The sequence below is a fragment of the Fulvivirga maritima genome (genome assembly GCF_021389955.1).
In the GTDB taxonomy this organism is placed as follows: Bacteria; Bacteroidota; Bacteroidia; order Cytophagales; family Cyclobacteriaceae; genus Fulvivirga; species Fulvivirga maritima.
This window is the reverse complement of the sequence record NZ_CP089980.1, coordinates 5869027-5890227: the sequence shown is the minus strand read 5'-3', so window position 1 is coordinate 5890227 and position 21201 is coordinate 5869027. Positions and strand designations below refer to the sequence as shown.

General features: G+C 38.2%; 9 protein-coding genes. 8 read left to right on the top strand and 1 reads right to left on the bottom strand.

Annotation, left to right across the window (positions count from 1 at the left end):
* Positions 1 to 51: 51 nt before the first annotated feature.
* Complete coding sequence (locus LVD15_RS24620) at positions 52 to 1866, bottom strand: cellulase family glycosylhydrolase (protein ID WP_233777844.1); 1815 nt, start codon at positions 1864 to 1866, stop codon at positions 52 to 54.
* Between the two features lie 96 nt (positions 1867 to 1962).
* On the opposite strand from LVD15_RS24620, the gene LVD15_RS24615 reads away from it, so the two are divergent.
* The 8 genes from LVD15_RS24615 to LVD15_RS24580 all read left to right on the top strand — a co-directional run bounded on the left by LVD15_RS24615 (position 1963) and on the right by LVD15_RS24580 (position 21091).
* Positions 1963 to 3282, top strand: coding sequence for an IS1380 family transposase (locus LVD15_RS24615; protein WP_233776077.1), 1320 nt, complete (start codon positions 1963 to 1965; stop codon positions 3280 to 3282).
* A 742-nt stretch (positions 3283 to 4024) separates the two neighbouring features.
* The gene (locus LVD15_RS24610; RefSeq protein WP_233777843.1) at positions 4025 to 5764 is read left to right on the top strand and encodes a porin family protein; all 1740 of its coding nucleotides are present in this window, start codon (positions 4025 to 4027) and stop codon (positions 5762 to 5764) included.
* Between the two features lie 34 nt (positions 5765 to 5798).
* Complete coding sequence (locus tag LVD15_RS24605; protein ID WP_233777842.1) at positions 5799 to 12008, top strand: fibronectin type III domain-containing protein; 6210 nt, start codon at positions 5799 to 5801, stop codon at positions 12006 to 12008.
* Between the two features lie 2 nt (positions 12009 to 12010).
* On the top strand, positions 12011 to 13756 hold the full coding sequence (locus LVD15_RS24600) for a fibronectin type III domain-containing protein (protein WP_233777841.1): 1746 nt from the start codon (positions 12011 to 12013) through the stop codon (positions 13754 to 13756).
* Positions 13753 to 14388 carry a hypothetical protein gene (locus LVD15_RS24595; protein WP_233777840.1) on the top strand — a complete coding sequence of 212 codons (636 nt, stop codon included), beginning with the start codon at positions 13753 to 13755 and terminating at the stop codon, positions 14386 to 14388. The genes LVD15_RS24600 and LVD15_RS24595 overlap by 4 nt, the downstream gene beginning before the upstream one ends.
* Before the next feature lie 10 nt (positions 14389 to 14398).
* Positions 14399 to 18511, top strand: coding sequence for a hypothetical protein (locus LVD15_RS24590; RefSeq protein WP_233777839.1), 4113 nt, complete (start codon positions 14399 to 14401; stop codon positions 18509 to 18511).
* Positions 18480 to 19043 (top strand): hypothetical protein, encoded by a 564-nt coding sequence (locus LVD15_RS24585; protein WP_233777838.1) that lies wholly within the window; start codon positions 18480 to 18482, stop codon positions 19041 to 19043. Before LVD15_RS24590 ends, LVD15_RS24585 begins: the two co-directional genes overlap by 32 nt.
* The gene (locus LVD15_RS24580) at positions 19040 to 21091 is read left to right on the top strand and encodes a hypothetical protein (RefSeq protein ID WP_233777837.1); all 2052 of its coding nucleotides are present in this window, start codon (positions 19040 to 19042) and stop codon (positions 21089 to 21091) included. Before LVD15_RS24585 ends, LVD15_RS24580 begins: the two co-directional genes overlap by 4 nt.
* Positions 21092 to 21201: the final 110 nt, after the last annotated feature.

Genomic DNA, 21201 nt, shown 5'->3' with positions numbered 1-21201 from the left:
GAGGTTGTATCAGAATGTTAATATTTAACTTTTGATACAACCTCTTTTTGGTTATTCTATAATCAATTTAGTGGTGTTCTGTGCTTTTCCTGATTTTATCACCAGATAATATATTCCTTTTTTTACTGATGCAGGCAGGTGTACTTCAGTGGTTTCAGTTGAAAAATATTCTGTAAATATCATTTTTCCTGCATTGTCAATAATGAATAGATGCTTTTCAGGTGATTCCATATTAAGAGATCTGATATCTAAATTGAATACCTTGTTTATTACGGGATTAGGGTAAATTAAGGTTTGAGAGGTTATTTGCTCTTTGTTAACGGTACTGGCCATTCGTGCTGAGCTACCTGCAATTCCCCAGGCAAATACTTCCCAATCTCCAATGGTTTCTCTATTGCAATACATGGCAGATTCACCATTTTCAGAGGAAACGTAATTTCCGTTAAAACCACGAAAGGCTACAGTGCCATTTCCCATGTCAATCCACTCAAAGGCTTCCCAGCCACTTATTGATTCCCTGTTGCACATCATAGGTGATTCGCCGTTTTCAGAAGATACAAATTGGCCATTAGAGCCTTGTAAACCAATTTTACCGTCGCTGGTACTTACTACTGTGAATTGCTCCCAGTCACCAACAGAAGCCCGGTTACACATTATGCCGGCCTCTCCATTTTCTGATGATACATATTGGCCGTTACTTCCTCTCAGCCAAATGGTTTGGCCAATTGGTGCTTCATTATTAATAGGGCCACCCGTGAATTTCACCGCATCATAAAACCCCTGATGAAAAGTGAAGCCCGGAGTTCCATTACCTATATTATTTTGGCAGAAGCTGATCATATTATTATAGGCATTGGCAGGAGGTGTTCCGCCATACTTTATATAATCTCTCACCTGATTATAGTTGCTATAGGGGTGAATAGTCCATAAACAGCGATCATGATACATTTTCTTAAAAGACCAAGGGAAGTAGCCTACATTATTATTAATGCACCAATCAGTCATTTCCCTGATAACAGAGTTATTATTTTCACCGTACTCACCTAATATCAGCGGAACATTTAATCGATTTGTAGTGGCTAGCCGTCCGTTGAGATCAGAGGCATCATTAGCATAATGATGGGTTTGATAGACTAAATTATCGTCCCACTTAGCATACACACCCGTTTGGCTTTGTGTATAGCCATCTTGCCAGTCTAGCTTGGACATGTCTGACCCCCACCAGCTTCCTTCTGCCACTATAATATGATTACTGTCTACCTCTCTAATGGCATTGCGCATAGTAATTAATGAGGGCATAAGCTCATATTCCCTGCCTGGTTGAGGAACAGGTTCATTAAGAAGATCATAGCCCCAAACTACAGGCTCATTTTTGTAGTGATTCGCTATATGTCGCCATACTTGAGAGGCAATATTAATGTTATCTCCATCCCAAAAATGAACCGATTCTCGTGGTTGGCTTGAGTTTGAATCGTTATTATCACTATGGTCTCCTGGATTTTGATAGCCTGGAGCAGCATGCATATCTAACAACACATACATGCCATGTGCTCGACAGAAATCCACGACCCTGTCAATGTACTGAAAACCTCGATCTGATGCACTGTAGCTGTTCCAGTCCCAAAACAAGTTGAAATGAAAAGGAATTCTAACAGAATTAAAGCCCATGTTTTTCAGATCAATAATAGTCTGCTCGTTAACATAATTTAATCGCCATTGATGTTCAAATTCAATGGCTTGGTTTAAATCTCCACCAAAGGCAGATTTAACTCCATCAAAAAATTGAGTATGGGTACGATACTCAAAATCACCCATCATGAGATAGCCTTCCCATAATAGCCAGTTGCCAAGGTTGATACCTTTCATTAAACCCTGATTATGCATTAGAAAACTAAAAGTTTAGAAAATCCTTCGATAATTGTGTAAAAAGATCGATTTTGATGAGGTATAAAAATCACCAGAATGGTTACTCAAAATATAGGGTCTTTACCCATTGAATATTCCTCCAAGCCAGTGACACCCTTTGGAGGGATGAGTTTAATGAAACGATTTATCGATCAGGTAGGGATACGAGAAAAATTAGCCGAACTGGCACTTCCATCTCCTGGTTCTAACCGAGGGTATGACCCCAAGCAAATCGTAGAGAGTTTTTGGCTGAGTATCTGGACAGGGGCTAGTAGATACATCCATTGTGACTGGTTGAGATATGATACTGTTTTACAGTCAATTTTTGGATGGGATGGTATGCCTAGCCAAAGTACCTACAGTCGTTTTTTTGGAAAATTCTCTCAATCCCTAAACAACGAAGTATTTCCAGAGCTTCAACAATGGTTCTTTGACCAGCTCCGTTTAGGAGCACTCACCATTGATTTTGATAGTACTGTGATCACTCGATATGGAGATCAACAAGGGAGTAGTAAAGGTTATAACCCCAACAAAAGAGGGAGAAATTCACATCACCCCTTGATGGCCTTTGTGAGTCAAACCAGAATGGTGGCCAATGCATGGCTCAGGCCAGGCAACACAGCGGCCAGTAGTAGTTGCAGGGAGTTCATGGAAGAAACCTTTAAGCACGCCTTGGCAGGACAAAAAGTAGGTCTGGTAAGGGCCGATAGTGGTTTTTACAACGAAGAAATCATGTCATATCTAGATGAAGAACTCCTCAATTACATTATGGCTGTACGCATGTACCCCAATGTAAAAAGCGAAGTTTGGGGGCTTAAAGATTGGGTCAAACTGGCAAAGGGAATAGAGCTGAACGAGATGGTTTTCAGTCATGAAAACGGTAAGCCAAGACGATACATTATTGTAAAAAAGCAAGTTGACATCAGGCCACATGCAGGAGGCAAGGAACTTTTTGAAGATCAGCCTGGCTATCGATATAGTTGCTATGTGACCAATATGGATTTACCTCTGGATCAGATTTGGAACATGTACAACACCCGCGCCGATTGTGAGAACAGAATTAAGGAATTGAAACAAGATTTTGGGCTTGAAAATTTTTGTTTACAAGATTTTTGGGCAACAGAAGCCTCCTTTCGCTTTATCATGGTGGCTTACAATTTGATGAGTTTATTCAGGCATTTTGCGTTGAACCATCATCGAAAAGCAACCCTATCAACCCTCAGATCCTATTGCTTTGCATTAGGAGCCTGGACAGCAAACCATGCTAATAAAAAGGTTTTAAAAATCTCATTACCCTCCAAAAGAAGACCCTGGATGGAGGGAATATTCTTGAACATATCGTCTACTAGTCCTCCTTTTGATTATTCTAATGAATAATCCGGGTTAAAACGGCATTGTTGTTACCGTCTACAATCTGATTGCCCTGTGTGTGTAGGTATTGCGCCTGAAGGGCAGTATGGCAGCAGGTTACAATTAAAAAGAATACTGTTATCCTTTTTATGAAATAAAGAAACTTCATGTAAAAATATATTAGGTTGAACAATAGTTTAAATATGCGCTAGTGGCTATTGTAATCTTAATAAAAGATGAGTCAAAATATAAATTTGCCACTACGCTTTAATTACGTCTGACTTGGTTTTTTTGTAAATTTATCACGTCAATAATTCTTAATTATTTGAAAATCAGTATATTGGTGATCAGCTTTGTTTTGGCTAGGTTCTGCTAAGATTGTATTCTTGAAGGGTTTTGTCTTCATTAGTGGAGGAAATGAAGAACTGTATTTATCTAAGTTTAAAAGAGATTTTAATTGTATTTTTTGAAGATCTTAGTTGAAGTATAGTCAAATATTTTCCCTAAAAAATATCAAAAAGTATAATTGTTTATTGCTTTTGAATGTTTTAGTTACCTGTGTAATAAAAAATTACTTTAAGAACACAATAATTGCTTATTTGTATCGTTTTGCTGATTATCATTCTAATAAATGGTATATATTGAAGTAATGTATTGTATGAAAATGTAATATATTAATCATTTTATTCTTATATGTGCCTCGGTATGACATTTTGGCTGGCAAGGCAAAATTTAATTATATTATATTCGAGCTTCAATTAGAAGCGATTTGAACAAGGCAGTATTTTTTAAACTATTTTTTACGGCCTCATTATTTTTTAGCGGAGGTCTGTATGCTCAAAATTTGGAATCAGTAGGAAAGGAGAATCCTCTTACTATAACCGGGGGAGTTTCTGTAAACCAAATTGGGTATTCTGTTAATGGCATTGAGTCTCGGAGAGATCCTTATTCTTTATATGCCTCGGGTAATGTTAATTTTAACCTTTATGGTTGGAGTGTACCTTTTACTTTTACCTATTCAAATCAGCAAACTTCTTTTCAGCAGCCTTTTAATCAATATGGTTTGCATCCTACCTATAAATGGATAACAGGTCATTTTGGTTATGCAAGCATGAATTTTTCTTCATATACCTTAGCCGGTCATCTATTTCTTGGTGCAGGTATAGAAGCTAATCCAGGAAAATTTCAAGTAAGTGCTATGTACGGTAGACTGCTGGATGCCGTGGAACCTGATTCGTTAAACTCTTCTACACCACCACCTTCTTTCAAAAGAATGGGCTATGGCCTCAAAGCGGGCTATGCAGATGGCAATGATCAATTACATGTCATTTTATTCGGGGCTAAAGATGATGTTAACTCTATCAGCTACGTGCCTGAAAATGAAGGCATATTACCAGAAGAAAACCTGGTGATGAGTCTTATAGGTAGTAAACAGCTTTTTGAAAAGTTGATTTTGAAAGCGGAATATGCTGTAAGCGGTTTAACCCGTGATAGTAGGGCAGATGAGGTGTCATTAGAAAGAAACAGGTTGTTTGGCTTTACAGGCGGATTATTCACACCGCGTCAATCATCTACTTATTATACGGCTTTTAATACCAATATTACCTATCAGGGTAATGGCTATGCCTTTGGCGTGGGGTATGAAAAAATTGATCCGGGATATAAGACATTGGGGGCTTACTATTTCAATAATGACCTCGAAAATATTACTGTAAATGGAAACACTTCCATTTTTAAAGGCAAGGTAAATATTGGTGCTAATGTAGGTATACAACATGATAACCTGGATGACTCTAAGGTGAGTACCATGCGCAGGGTGGTAGGAGCTTTAAATGTAGGCTATGCAGCAAGTGAAAAGCTCAATTTAGCGGTGAGCTACTCTAATTTTCAAACCTATACTAATATCAGGTCTCCATTTGTAGATATCAATGAGCTTACTCCTTATGACAACCTGGATACCTTAGACTATACTCAGATTTCGCAAAATGCTAGCCTAAATGCTAACTACATCTTACAAAACGAAAGAACCAAGCGGCAGAATTTGAACCTTAACCTCACTTTTCAGGATGCCTCTGATCAGCAGGGAGGAGTGGATCAAAACAGTGGCAATCAGTTTTATATGGCCAATGCTGCTTATAGTTTAAGCCTAGTGCCGCAAAACCTGACAGTTAGTGCTTCATTTAACTACAATCAGAATGAATCTATGAGCATTAGTACCACTACTATGGGACCTACCCTGGGGGTGAGAAAGTCATTGTTAGATAAGCAATTGAGGTTGGGGCTTTCAAGTTCACTCAATCAATCATACACTAACGGAAGCATTGTAAACAGGGTGACGAATGTGAGAGGATCAGGTAGCTATTCTATAAAAAAGAAGCATAGTCTAAACTTGAGCGTGGTCATGGTAAATAGAAAATCTCATACCGAGGGGAATGCTTCTGATTTCACGGAGTTTACCGCCACATTAGGTTATAGCTATAATTTTAGTACATCAAAATCGGGTAACTAGTAATAAGTTGATAAAGAAAATAGTCATATCGATATTGTTATTAATCTGCTGCAGGGTAGGTTTTTCTCAGACTTATCCCGTACAGGTAAATACAACCATAATTCCTCCTTATTCTGTTTATCTGGCAGATTATGTAGCTCCGGGATCGGAGAGGTTATCGCTCAATGTAATGCTGGGAGATATTGCCAGGCCAGAGTTGCAAACCAGGTTAAGACTTAGAATTGAAGGACAGGGCATACTAATAGAAACCAAACCGGGCTATTTACCGCCACCATTAATACTTCAGGGAGGTATTCCGGAAAGACTCACTTCTGCTGATTTGGTGGACTATTTCAAACCAGAAAATCTCAATTTTCAGGGGATTACCCGTCAGGAGTTTGAAAGAGGAGGAGCGCTGCCCGAAGGGCTTTATCAGTTTTGCTTTGAGGTATTAGAATATAACCGTGGGGTTCGTATTTCTAATAGCGGATGTGCTACCGCTTGGTTGATTATGAATGATCCTCCCATTATCAATGTGCCATTTAACGGAGAGAAAATCCGTCCGCAAGATCCTCAATATGTAACTTTACAATGGACACCAAGACACACAGGATCTCCTAACTCGGCATTTGTTACCGAGTATGAAGTAACCATGGTAGAGATTTGGCCGGATAATCGTAATCCGAATGATGCTATTCTTACTTCTCCGCCTATTTTTCAGGCTACAACGCAGGCCACTACTATTATTTACGGGCCGGCAGAAACTCCGTTGGAGCTAGGCCGTCGTTATGCATTCAGGGTGCAAGCCAAGAGCCTGGTAGGTATAGACGAACTAGATCTATTCAAAAATAATGGCTATAGCGAAGTATTTACTTTTGTGTATGGGGATGAGTGCAAAACATTAAATGTTATAGATGCTGAATCTCTATCTACCTCCAGAGCCTCAATTGCATGGGAGCCATTGCCTAATCATACCGCTTTTAATGTAAGGTACAGGGTTGCAGATTCGGATGATCAATGGTTGGAGGAAAACATTTATTTAAATGATATTGAGCTTAATTCCTTGGAACCAGGCACTACTTATGAATATCAGGTAGCGCCTTCTTGCGGTAGTTTTTCAGGTGAATATTCACTTTTGGCAGAAGTAACTACTAATGAACCTATTGAAGGTGAGTTTGTATGTGGAGGTGATGAAGGAGATTATAATCTTGAAAATACGGAGTTAATAGATCAGTTGAATCCTGGGGACTATATATATGCAGGAGATTTTGATATTAAATTAGACAGTGTCTCTGGCGTAGATGGGAAGTTTAGGGGTGGAGGAAAGGCCGAAATACCTTTTTTAAATTATGTAAAAGTTAGGGTCACTTTTGAAAATATTGAGGTGAATACTGATCACCGAGTGATCAAAGGGAATGTTTATACCTATTGGGATCCGGCTAGTTCGATGATGTATACTAGCCCTACACCAGAAGAAGGTGCTGCGGGAGAGGATGCAATCTCTGAAGGAGAAGATGGTGATGGAAATACAGAAGGTAGCGAAAACACCTATGATTCACTATCCATAGATGGAGAGATAGCAGAGATTTATCAGGATTCTACAGGTAATGTTATTGTAGTAACTACCACAGGCGACACCACAACAGTAGCCGCCGGAGAAGATGTGGTGTATACAGATAGCAATGGAAATCAGACTATTGTAGGGCCTTCCGGAACTACCGAATTTAATTCATCTAATGGAGGAGGAGCATCTTCAGGAGCTGGAAATAGTGCCATAGCAGGTGCTGATTTCCAATTAGGACCTATTAGTTTTAGACTAAATGATGAGTTGTCCTCTAGTGAAACCGATGAAGAAGGGTATTGTGTTTATAATGATGTAGATGTCTCCTTTATTCTCACTCTTCTGGGGCAGGATGAACTTTCGGCAGAAGTAACTATAGAGAATGCTTCTTTAAGTTTTAAGAAAAAATGCGATGGGGAAGAGTTTAAGGAAGTTACAGTAACATATAGTAACACCTCAGGTTTATCACTCGGAAAAATAGGGTTTATAGATGCAGCTCTAACAGGAGCAGAGCTTACTATTGATGCAGATGGAAACTTAGGAGGTGAAGTCGCCCTTAGTGCAGCTTTAAATGAAGATCAGGTTATTCAGGATTATATCCGCATTAACCAGGGAGTAACAGGAAGTTTTGCTTTTGCATTTAGTAATTCAACTGATTTTTCTGGAAGTTTTGATTTTCAAGGGGTTCAGGATATTAACATCGATTTATTAAAAGGAGATCAGGAGCTAGCTTCCCTTAGTAACGGACAACTGGCAGCAGATGGTTCTTTTTCTGGCCAAATAGCCGCTGCAGAAAATCAAATTAGTTATCCGATACAAGGTGCCTCAGTTTTAGTCAATTCACTTACAGCAGATGTAACCTACTCAGTAACAGGAGAGCTTGAAATGACATCTGGTTCAGGTTTATTTACCTTGAGTAATGTAGCAGGTCTGCAAGGAGATATTCAGTTAGGGCTAGAAATGAATGGAGGGCAATATACCTCTTCAGTCAATTCTTCATCACTAACCGGATATGGTATGACCTTCTCGGACCTCGATTTTAGTGTTGAAATTGATGAAGCATTTAATATCAATAGCATTTCAGGGGCGTTTAAGGCTAAGCATAATCAATTTAGCGCAGCATTAGATATTCAGGAGTTTGAAATAAAAGATGGTGTTCTAGCCAAATTTAAAGGATTGGGGCAAGTAAATTATGACGGAATTACTGTAAACGTACTAAGCACAGAGTATAATGCAGAGGCCAGGAGCTTATCCTTATCTGCCGCAGCCTTAGTAGAAAGTAACGGTCTTAAAATAGCTGCTGAGATTAGTGATTTTACCATAGATTATGAGGGAAATATAACTATGGGCAGTTATGAGGTTCAAGGTGCAGGAGACCTTATTTTCGGACCAGTAAGAGTAGCTTTAGAAGCTAATGCTAATAATGTGGGCTCAGCAGATGAGGGCTGGAATAGCTATGAGGCTTCAGCTACAGTTTTCCTTAAAATGGAAGGTGAAAAGGATCAAAAGGAAGCTGAATTAGGGGCTGCTTCGTTGAAATTTCAACAAAACAGCGCAACTGGTGAGTTTAAAAATGTTGATATAACCTGGACCAGTGAGCAAGGTATTGACTTGGGTAATGTCGGTAAGATAGGAGGAATATTAAAAAATGCCCATTTAACTATTGATGAAGAAAATAAACTTGCTGGTGAATTAGGGATCAAAGCATACCTGAATGAAGACATAGTTATACAAGAGACTTTTATAATACACAGTGGATTAAGTGGTGATTTCAAATTCACATACGCCGGTGATAATAGCTTTGATGGTCTTTTTGATATGGAAGGTGTAACAGGAATAAACCTGGATTTCAAAAAATCTGATAAGGTATTGGCTTCACTTGAAAATGGAGTACTTGATAAAGATGGGAAATTATCAGGCACCTTAAGCGCACTTCAAAATGAAGAAGTGAATATCAGTGGCTTTAGCATGAAAGTAGATGAGCTTGAGATGGATATTGAGTATTCTTCTTTTGAGGCACTAAACGTTAAAACAGGACATGGCTTATTTACTGTAAGTGATATAAAAGGACTGGACGGAACAGTTCAGCTTGGTTTAGCAATTCAAAATGACAGCTACGTAACTACCATCGCAGCTAGTAATTTGGGAGGTTATGGTTTTACTTTTTCAGAATTAAACCTTACAGCAGATTTCTCTGAGAGCTTTGAACTTAATAAGGTTTCTGGTTCGGTTAAAGTAAAGCATAGTGAATTTGATACAGAAATAGCTATTAATGATTTTCTTATTGAAGAAGGCGAGTTGAAGAGCTTTATAGGAAGTGGAAATATTATTTATAATAATTTGAGCATTTCCATTAGCAAAACAACTTATTCTTCTGAGACGGGACTAATAGAGATCGATGGTAGTGTAGAGTTAGAGCAGCAAGGCCTTAATATAGCAGCAACTATCAGTGGCTTCACTGTGAATAGAGAAGGTGTAATAACACCTGGAGATTATAATGTAAATGTTTCCGGTACGCTCACTTTTGGTGATGTTACAGTAGCCCTGACTTCAGAGGTAGAAGAATTAGAAAATAGTGGTAACTATAGGCCTTACAGCGCGGAGGCTTCAGTTTCATTAAAAATGAAACAAGGAAATAAAATCAAGGAGAAAGCCTTGGCCAATGTAAAGGTCGCTTTCGAAAAGCATAAGACTAAGGATAGATATAGAAATGTTAGTGTCTCTGTTAGTGATAAAAATGTACCATTGGGTGAATTATATGGGATTAATGTAGCAATTAAGAGTGCGCAGATCAATATATCTACTGAAGAAAGCTATTTATCTGGTACAGCTGAAGATGCAGATAACGCTAGTATTTCAGGTAATAGCTTTGTGAAATTGGGTGTTTCGCTTACGGAAGACAAAACACTTACTCCTCTGATAAAAGTTAAGAAAGGTGTATCTGGAGAAATTACCTTTAAATATGATGGAGGAGATGATTTTGAGGGAGTTTTTGATGTTAGTCAGGTGAAAAATCTTAACATAATTGCTCAGAAAGGTGATACAGAATTAGCGGCATTAAATGATGCCCAAATAGATGCTCAAGGAAAACTAACAGGAACCTTAACTGCGTTAGAAGGTGCCAATTTCAGTACTGGAAATTTTGATATGCAAGTAGAAAAACTAGAGTTTGGTATTTCTGCAGATCTGAATGAAAGCTGGGATACTTTTGAGCTTTTATCAGGAGAAGGTAAGTTTAAAGTGAATGAAATAAGTGGCATTGATGGCCATTTTTACGTCAACTTTAATTACGGTGTAGATGGAAACTTTAATACAAGTGTTACCAGTGATTCTGAAATTAAGGCTTTTGGAATGCTGCTCAATGACCTTGCTTTAGAAGCTGATTTTGATCAATCATTAACATTAGAAACTATCAGTGGTACAATGAAGGCAAAACATGAAAGTTTTGATGCTTCATTGTCAGTAGAAAGGTTCAAAATAGATAACGGAAGAATTACCGAGTGGAATGCTACAGGTGATGTAAGATATAAGAAGTTCGGTTTTGAGTTGTTAAGCTCTACTTATAATGGCAGTGTAATGTCTGTATCTGCTAAAGTAGAATTAAATGATGTAGGAAAAGTTCAGGTAGATAACTTCTCAATTGATAGTGAAGGAAATATCTCTGTTGGAAGTATTGAAGGAGAAATTAAAAAGCCAATGGTTGATGTAGACTTCAGTGCTCAATTTAGAGAGGAAGGCTTCAAAGGTGATTTTAATGCAGACATAAGAATGATACAGCTGAGTGGGGCTGTGGATTTTGGGGTAACACCTTCATTCAACTATGCTTATTTAAGTATGGCAGTAGGAGCAAGAACAGGAGTGCCATTAGGGCCTACAGGTCTTCAACTAACCAAAGTGGGAGGTCAGGTAGGGTATAACTATTATCTTAACTATGTATCAGGGAGCTTCAGGGGAGAACCAAGGCCAAATAACTACCTTTTAGGTCTAACTCTGGGTATTTCTGATGTATCAAACATGTTTGCCGCAGAAGGTACTACCGTGGTTCAGTTTGGAGGAGATAATTTACAACTAAGCCTTAGCGGAGATATACAAGCTCCAAGAAATAATCCTGTTATCAGGTCAGGTTTTGATGTCAACTACTATTTACCAGATAATACCTTAGATGGAGATTTATCTATAGATGTAAACGTGCCTCCATCCACAGGGTATGTTTTCTCTACTGTCACTCCTGCCAATTTAGGGTTTAACTATTCTAGTAACGGCTGGCATGTAGAAGGAAATGTTAATGCGCAGTTCTTTAGAGAAGTTAATTTTATAGGTAACACTTCCTTCACCAGAGAGAGCAGTAATATCTCAGGTTCATTGCAAGGAACGGCTAGTTATTCTTACATGAAAACCTTTAATTATGAGGTGGTTGGAGTCACGATTAACGGAGGAATGGAGTTGGGCTTTAGCTCTAATGTTAATGCGAGTCTGGATGCTAACGGGCTACAAGGTGAAGTAGCTGTCACATTATATGGAAATGCGAATTTGATAATAGATGCTCCTATCATCCCTGAAGTAACGGGAAGAGTGTCAGTAGTTTGTCAGGGAAGAATGAGCTACACTAACGGGGTAGGTAAAATAAGAGGAGATGCTCATGTCGTTATCGAGGCAGTTGGGCTATCTGAGGAAGGTACAATTTCAATAGAAAAAAGCTTTTAGATATGAAAAACTTAATTCTGATTTTTTGTTTGTTTTTATGTTTTATTCAAAGTTCATATGCTCAGGATATGAACTTGCTAGGAGAGACCAAAAGTGATGAAGTGAGGCTTTTTTGGTTGCCATCCAAAGGGTGGCCAGAAGGTTTAGAAGGCGTGGTTATTAAAAGAAAATTAACTTCAACATCTAACTGGGAAAAGCTGGGTAATGAACCTATAAAACCCAGCACTATGGGCACTAAGGCCTTGAATAATATTGGACTCAATTCTTCTGAGGCAGCAGCACTAACAGCTAAGAGGCAGGAGATGATAGCTGGTAAGAAATTGAAGGAAACTTCTTATGAAAACTTAACCAATTACATGGCTACAGAAAATGGTGTTTCTGCGATGTCCATAGCTCTCAGCTCTAATTACGACGTGGCGCTTATGGCCGGCTTTGCATATGTAGATCATGTTGAGAAGGGTTACATCTATACATATGGAGTTTTTGGAATATATAATAGAAATGAGAAAAATCAGCCAATGGGCACTTTTACTCCACAAAAAAATCCTCCAAAATATGATGTAATACTTAGCGGTAAGGTAAGTAAAACCAACAAAAGCGCGGGGAGTATAGGTTTAATATGGAAGATTGATACAGAAAAATATAAAGGGTTTAAGGTTTTAAATGGTTTTTACATCTATAGAAAAGAAAAAGGAGCTGATGAATATGTGAAGTTGAATGATACTCCTATTTGGGTTAGCCTTAAGGACAAGGAAGGCACGCTTTTCTATGAAGATAAGGGGGTAGATCTCGAAAAATCTTATATATATGCGGCAAGAGCCAGTACTATTTTTAATACTTATGGAGAGTACTCAGAAGTGGAGTATGAAAGTTCTCCAGAGGTTCCGGCCACGGTGCCTGCCCCTAAACTGGATAGGCCAGATAAAGGAACAGGAAGCCTTAATTTTAAATGGTCATTTCCTGAAGATCAGCAGCCTTATATCAAAGGTTTTTATGTACAGCTGATAAAAGATAAAGGTCCTGCTGAGAATGTTTCACCACTTTTGGAAGTAGGAAGCAGAAGTTTTGCTTACCAGCAAATTGCAGCACCAGACAATAATTATTATGATTTTAGACTAATAGCTCTTACACAGGATGATCGTGAGTTATGGAGTAAAAGGGTTACTTTTTATAATCAAAAAAAGGTAAACCCTACGGTTCCTCAAAATCTACAGGCTCAATTTAAAAAAGAAGGAAGAGAGGTAGTCTTAACCTGGGAATCACCAAGTGCAGCTTCAGGGTCGCTTCAATATTATATACATTCTAGCAGTGCTAATGAGGAGAAAGTTTGGAAGGAAGCTAGTTTTCCTACCATTACAGCTACTACCTATAATTACGCTATTAGTTCAAGTAAAGCGGCTAGATATACATTTGCTATAAGTGCTATGAATGAGCAAAATAAGGAGAGTGAACTGAGTGATAAGGTGACCGTTTTGGTGCCTTCAGAATCACTACCATTTATTAATATCTGGCCCATTGCCAAGGATGAAAACGTAGTAACACTCAACTGGAAATATGATGATATTGTTGATCTTCAAGGGTTTAGATTATATCAAAACGAGCAGTTAATTGCCGAATTGTCATCAGATACTAGGACCTGGAAATCAGGAGCGTTAGACCCAGGATCATATTCATATTACATTCAGGCGGTATCTACTACCGGAGTAACAAGCAAAGAGTCACAGGCTAGAAAATTCAAAATACAATGAGAGTAATTTATTTAATTTTTTCATTAATAATAACCGCCACCCTTACGCATGCTCAGGATTTACCGGTGCCAACAGGCTTAAAGGCTGAGGTAATAAAGGATGAAGAAAGTGGTGAAAGAGCTATCCACTTGACATGGGACAAAGCACAATCTCAATATGAAAACCTTGGATATAACCTATTGGTGAAGTTTCCTAATGGTAAGAGCCTTTATCTATATCAGAAGGCAGGAGTAATTTATGATACTCAATACGATTATGTTTTTTATGATTCCTATGCTGCTAAATATGAGTTTGCCTTGATGAGCATAGTGAACTTTCCTTCGGTGAAGAGAAGTGCTCAGAGTGAAACAATAGAAGTAATAGTTCCTTCCAGAATATTACCAAACATACAAGTAAAATCGGTAGAAGCTAAAGACCATGAACTAAGTCTTGCCTGGGATTATGAAGATATACTTGATGTAGAAGGGTTTCGAATATACGCTAATGACAAACTGGTGAGCACTTTGAAGGGTAACGACAAAAGAACATGGAGTAAAAACTTTGAGGAATCAGGTAAATATTTATTAGAGATCGAAGCTTTTACTACAAGTGGCGTTACTAAAAAAATCTCAGAAAAGATTTGTAAAGATTGATTAATAACTAATGAGAAAGAGCCTTATAACTTATCTTTTTTTACTCTCCTATTTTGTAACCTCTGCAGGAACCACAGATCCTGATAAGGAGGTTAAAAACACTGAGCCTAAAGATCAACCTAAAGAGGTGAAGATAGAAGCGGCTAATACCAGAGTGTTTGAAGAGCTGGAGTGGGAGGAAGTAGAAGAAACCAAGTCTGATATACTAAGAGCAGAGGATTTTGCTCCTGTTTTATCTGATACGCTTTCTGCTTATGAGATGAGAGCCCTAGAACTAGATGAAATGATCACTAAGAATAACAGGTTTGTTGACGTTCTAGATGAAAAATCACTGGTAGATATGCCAGTAGGTATTAAAAAGAATATAGGAGGTCTTTCTTATACAATATCATTAGATAGTATAGTTATGACGCCCCAAGGGGCTTATCTGGTAGCATATATGGTGTTTGAAGAACCTACCAGTGGTAAAAAATTAACTTTTAGAGGCGATCAAATAAAGCTTAGTAAAAATGGAGGTATAACCGGAGATGCACGTTTAGAGCTTATAGGAGATCAACCCTTTGACCTTTTTGGTGAAAAGTCTGTGGTTAAGTTAAAAGGTAATGGAACTACCTTTGTAGAATTTGATTGCAATGGTTTCAAAATGATGGGAATAGGAGCGGAAGTTACTTTCTCCAGAGATTTCATAGTACCTGAGAAGCCAGATGGTAGTGTGAATGAAAAAGATCGTGTTATAGCTACTTTTAGCACTACTCTAAGCAATTGGAATGATTTGATAGCTGAAGTTACTCTTCCTCCTTTTCAGGTTAATGGTTTAAAAGGAGTTGGTTTTAAAGCTAGTGCTGCTGTTTTTGATTATTCTGACTTACGTAATGCGCCTGCGGTAACTTTCCCTAAGGACTACCATACAGACATGATCGCTGAGCACCCGGATTTATGGAGAGGGTTTTATATGAGGGAAATGATTATTTCATTACCTCAGGAGTTTAGAGTAAGAGACTCAGCCAATGTAAGAAGATCATTTAGAGCGGATAATATAATTATTGATCAGCAAGGGTTTTCAGGTAAAATATCTGCTACTGATATCATACCTCTTAAAAAAGGATCAATGAATGGTTGGTCTTACTCTTTAGAAACCATTTTTATAGATATTGAAGCTAACCAGTTAAAAGAGGGTGGACTTACTGGTGGAATTCGCATTCCTATCAATAGTGAAGATAAAATATTTGAATACTCGGCCATAATTAATACTGGCGGAAGTTACGTATTTAATGTTACCGCAGCAGATAGTCTGGAGTTTGATATTTTTAAAACTAGTAAGGTAGAGATTTACCCTTCTTCGTACCTAAAGGTGAGTGTTGAAAATGGTAAATTTCTGCCAGAGGCCAACTTACATGGTAAGATGGATATTAATGCCCCTATGGGGTCTCAATCAGCTCAATTAGCTAATATTACTTTTGAAGATCTTCATCTACAAAGTAAAAAGCCATTTTTAACCGTAGGAAGTTTTTCTTTTGGTTCTGAGGCGGCCCAGCAAGCTATGGCTAACTTTCCTGTTAGCATAGACAACATCGGTATGCGCAATATTTCAGATACCGAATTAGGAGTAGACTTTGACCTGATTGTTAATCTTACTTCTTCTTTTGGAGGAGAGGCTGGGTTAACCCTTCTAGGAGATCTAAGTGATGAGGGAGAAGGACATAGATGGAAATATAAGAAGCTCCAGGTAAATGACATCACTGTAGATATAGACCAAGGGGCTTTCAAATTCTATGGTCGATTACAATTTTTTAGAGAAGATCAGGTATATGGAAATGGATTTAATGGTGTTATAGATGCCACTTTTCAACCTGGAATCAATGTGCAGGCTACGGCCATTTTTGGTAAAGTTAATGGCATGAGATTCTGGTATGCAGATGCCATGGCTTCTTTTCCTACACCTATACCAGTAGTGCCTCCTTTCGGGCTAAACGGTTTTGGAGGCGGAGCCTATTATCATATGAAAATGGATAATGAGGGTATAGGAAGTGATTTTGGGAAAACTGCTTCAGGTACAGTTTATGTGCCAGATGAAAAGACTGGATTGGGGCTTAAAGCTACAATCGGCTTTGCTACTGTGGGTAGTGAGTCACTATTAAACGGAGATGCTACTTTTGAAATTGCCTTTTTTGCAGGAGGAGGTGTAAAAAGTATCACTTTTACCGGTAATGCATTTTTGGTTACGCCCCCTATTGGTGGCGACTTACTAGAGAAAATTGAAAGTAAGACTGCTAAGTTGGTAGAAGTCTCCAAAAGATATGATGGTACAAAAGTGGGTGAATTAATACCCGATGATGATCAAACCATAACCGAGATTCATGGTGGAATAGGAGAGGCCGCGGGGAAAAGAGGAAGCGTTTCGGCTCATACAAAAATAGTTCTTGATTTTGAAAACAACTCATTGCATGCCAATATGGAAATGTATGTGAACGTGGTTGGAGGAATTATAAAAGGAGTAGGAGCCGGAGGCAGAGCAGGATGGGCTGTATTGCATTATGATCCTAGTGATTGGTATTTTTATCTGGGTACGCCTGAAGACAGAATTGGAATCAGTGCAGGAGTTGGTCCTATTAGGGCTCAGCTAACTTCTTATTTCATGGTAGGAACAAAAATCCCGGGAAGTCCGCCACCGCCAGAAATTGTATCTGATATTTTGGGAGGTATGGACTTAGATTATATGGCTGATGAAAATGCCCTCGGTCTGGGTAAAGGTTTAGGCTTTGGGGCCTCACTCAGTGTAGATACAGGAGATTTAACCTTTTTAATGTTTTATGCTCGTTTTCAGGCGGGCTTAGGCTTTGACATTATGCTTAAGAATTATGGTGATAATGTAAGGTGTAAGGGGAGAAAAGATCCATTAGGAATGAATGGGTGGTACGCTAATGGCCAGGCGTATGCTTATTTTGATGGAGAAATAGGTATTAGGGTAAAGGTTTTTGGCAAGAAGAAAAGCGTTGAAATTTTAAGTATAGGTGCTGCTGTAGTATTACAGGCCAAATTACCTAATCCGTTTTGGATGCGTGGTATAGTAGGTGGGCGATACAGAGTTCTTGGCGGTTTAGTGAAGGGGAACTGTAAGTTTGAAGCCACAATTGGTGAAGAGTGTGAAATGATAGGAGGAAGTGTACTTGAAGGTATAAAAGTAATTTCTCAAGTAACCCCGGTAAGTGGAGAGAGAGATGTAAATGTGTTTAGTACTCCCCAGGCAGTTTTCAATATGCCTATAAATAAGACGTTTGAGATGGTGGATGTCGATGATGAAAAGAAGAAATTTAGAATTATACTGGATAAATTTACGGTTTTATCGGGAGGATATGAAATTATAGGAGATTTAGAGTGGAATGCTGGAGGCGATGTTATAGCATTCAATTCATTTGATATTTTACCACCTAAGAGGGAGCTTCAGATGATTGTGGAAGTAAGTTTCGAAGAACAGAGCAAAAAGGGATGGGTGCCCGTATTTATAGGAGGTAAGAAGTATACTGAAGTGAGTAAAACCAAGTTTATAACAGGAGAAGCTCCTGATTATATTCCTCTGGACAATGTGGCCTATAGTTATCCGGTTCTTGACCAGTTAAACTATTATAAAGATGAAACTCATAAGGGGTATATAAGTCTAAAGAAAGGGCAGCCTTATCTTTTCCAAATTGATAAAGATGATTGGAAACAAAAAGGTAGATTAACCAGTAAAGGAGGTAAGCAGTCTTTGTTTGATTATTCATATTCACCATCTAACCGAGAGATTAGCTTTTCAATACCTGGAGACCTTTCTGCTAATGCTATTTACAGTTATGAATTAGTAAATTTGCCAGCTAAGGCTTCAGGAGCGGTAGATAGGAACGTTTATTCAGATTCGATAAGTGTTTCTAATGAAGGCTTTGAGAATGATTTAAAAGTAACCACTAAGAAGGCAGAAGGTACCATTAGCGAGCTGCAGGAAAAATCTGTATTCTCAAGCCATTTCAAAACAAGTACTTATAGTACCTTGAGTAGTAAGATAGATGCTGCTGATATGAGAAATCAGTGGAGGTGGCCCATTAGAAATGGTGTGCATGAGTTGGGGGAGGTCAATAGGTTTATCTGAATTATTTGATAATGCTGAGCTTAATGGCACTAAAGGGACTCAGCCCATGATTCAAATAGAGGCCATATTGGGTAATAATAGATATTATAATGAATATATCTATCCATTGGTTTATAAAGAATATCCATTAGAGGGTAGATTTAGAGTGTTATGGAGGGATTCATTAGAGAGAACTATAGGAGTACCTCCTGTCAAAGCAGTTTTTGTAAAACAAGCACCACAAACAAATTTGAAGCTTAGTGAGATGGATATTAGTTCTGGGGCGTATATTAATCCTTCATTGTCTGCTGCTTTTATTTATAACCTTTCTCATTATTATTCAAATGATTTTCATGATTTACAAAATCAGGCTGCTAATTTTTATGCTGATAAGGGTACAGGAGCTGTTAGTTCTCATGTTATGAGTTTGTTACAAGCACCATTCCCAGTTATACTTAGTGGGCCATATCAAATAAAAGTGAAGTATGTACTGCCAGGTAAAAATGAAGTAGTAAGTGAAAAAGTGATTACTATAACTAATCCTATGGAATGAAAATATTCGGAATTTTAATAATATATATGTTTCTTTCTCTGGCTTCTTTTGCTCAAGAACAAGATTCTAAACCGGCCATTAAAGTGCTGGCAAGGGTAGGAGAGCAAGAGATTAGTTTAAGATGGGGACCTACCAGTGCTGTTGCCTGGAGCAGGCTTAATAAGTATGGCTACATAGTAGAGCGTATCACAGTGAGTAGAGATGGAAGCTTACTCTCTGTACCAGAAAAGAAGGTGCTTACTTCTGTGCCTTTAAAACCTCGTCCTGCAAATGATTGGGAAAGTTTCATCGATCAAAATGATTATGCCGCTGTAGCTGCTCAGGCCATCTATGGTGAAACGTTTGAGTTATCAGAAAACTATTCTTCTGATATTCTTCAGGTGGTAAATAAAGCCAGGGAGTTTGAACAAAGGTTTTCTTTTGCTTTATATGCCGCAGATCAATCTTTTGAAGCAGCAGAGCTTTCAGGGCTCGCTTTTATTGACCATACAGCTCATAAAAATGAGAAGTACTTATATCGGGTAAAAAGTGCCGTTCCTACAGAGATTGAAGAGATTGATTTTGGCTTTGTATACGCAGGTTTAGAAGATTATGAACCGCTGCCTAAGATTTATGATCTACAGGCCATATTTGGTGATAAGGCGGTTATGGTAAGCTGGGAACGCAAGAACTTTGACGGCATATACAATAGCTTTATTTTAGAAAAGTCAGAAGATGGTGAAAATTATCAGCCTGTTACTAAGCAGCCCATATTAAACACTTTTGAAGGGGAAGAAGCACAGTCCAGGCGCACTTATAAATTAGATTCACTTAGTGAAAATGATAAAACCTTTTACTACCGTGTAAGAGGTATTACTGCCTTTGGAGAAAAAGGTCCGGCTTCAGATTCTGTTTCGGGAAGTGGTGTGACTCCTATCTATGTAGCGCCTAATTTTATTGACTGGTCTACAGATAATGAAACAGTAGATCTGGAGTGGGAGTTTTCAGGTAATAACATTGAAGGTTTTAGAATAGAAAGGAGTAGAAAGGAATCTGGACCCTATCAGGTGATTAGCAAACATGGATCTCAAGAGCGTACCTACAAAGACAAAAAGCCATTAGCTACCAACTATTATAGAATAATAGCCTATAGAGGCCGAAGTGTAAAAGCGTCTTTCCCTGTTTTGGTACAGTTAGAAGACAGTATACCTCCTGCGATACCTCGCAATATCATCGGTAAGGTTGATTCTGTAGGAGCGGTAACCTTAAGTTGGGGATCAAACCAGGAAGAAGATTTTCTAGGATATAGAGTTTACAGGTCAAATTTCAAGAATTCTGAATTTGTTCAGGTTACTAAGGAAGCTGTAACCACTAATCAGTGGAGTGATAGTATCAATATTAAGACCCTAACTCCTAATATTTATTATCGTGTAACAGCAGTTGACTTTCGCTATAATGAATCAGAAATGTCTGATATTATTAAGCTGAAACGACCTGACGTTATACCCCCAGTACCCCCTGTATTTAGTAAGGTGGTGTCAGATTCTTTAGGAATAAGGCTTAATTATATTAAAAGTTCTAGTGAAGACGTGGCCAAATACTATCTCTACCGAAAATCGGCTACTAACAGAGGTTGGCAATTAGTAAGGGAGTTGGAAAGAAATGCAGATAGCACTTTAGTAGATGAAAATTTGATAGCGAATAAAACCTATAGTTACACCATGGTAGCAGTGGATTCTTCAGGCTTAGAATCTAAACCAGCCGTACCGGTTACAGGTAGTTTTATTCAGAATACAGTCATAGGTACAGTTAAGAACCTAAAGGCTACTGCTAATAGAGCAGAAAAGAATATAATACTGACTTGGGAAAACTTTGGTAGTGCAGATCACATAAAAATATACCGACGAGAGAATGATGATAAGCTACAGCTTTACAAAGTCATTTCGGGAGACCAGACAGAATTTACAGATAGTGGGGTTAGGATGAATAATAGCTATGAGTATGGTATACAGGCTGTAAATAAAAATGGATTAAGTTCTGAGATTTCCAGTAAAAATATAAGGTATTGAAGCGCATTATTTTTTTAAGTTGTATAGTCACTGGCTTATTGTTTGTAAATGAGGCAATTGGCCAATATAAAGTTCGTATTTGGTTTCCATCTGTTCGAGGTTATTCTGGG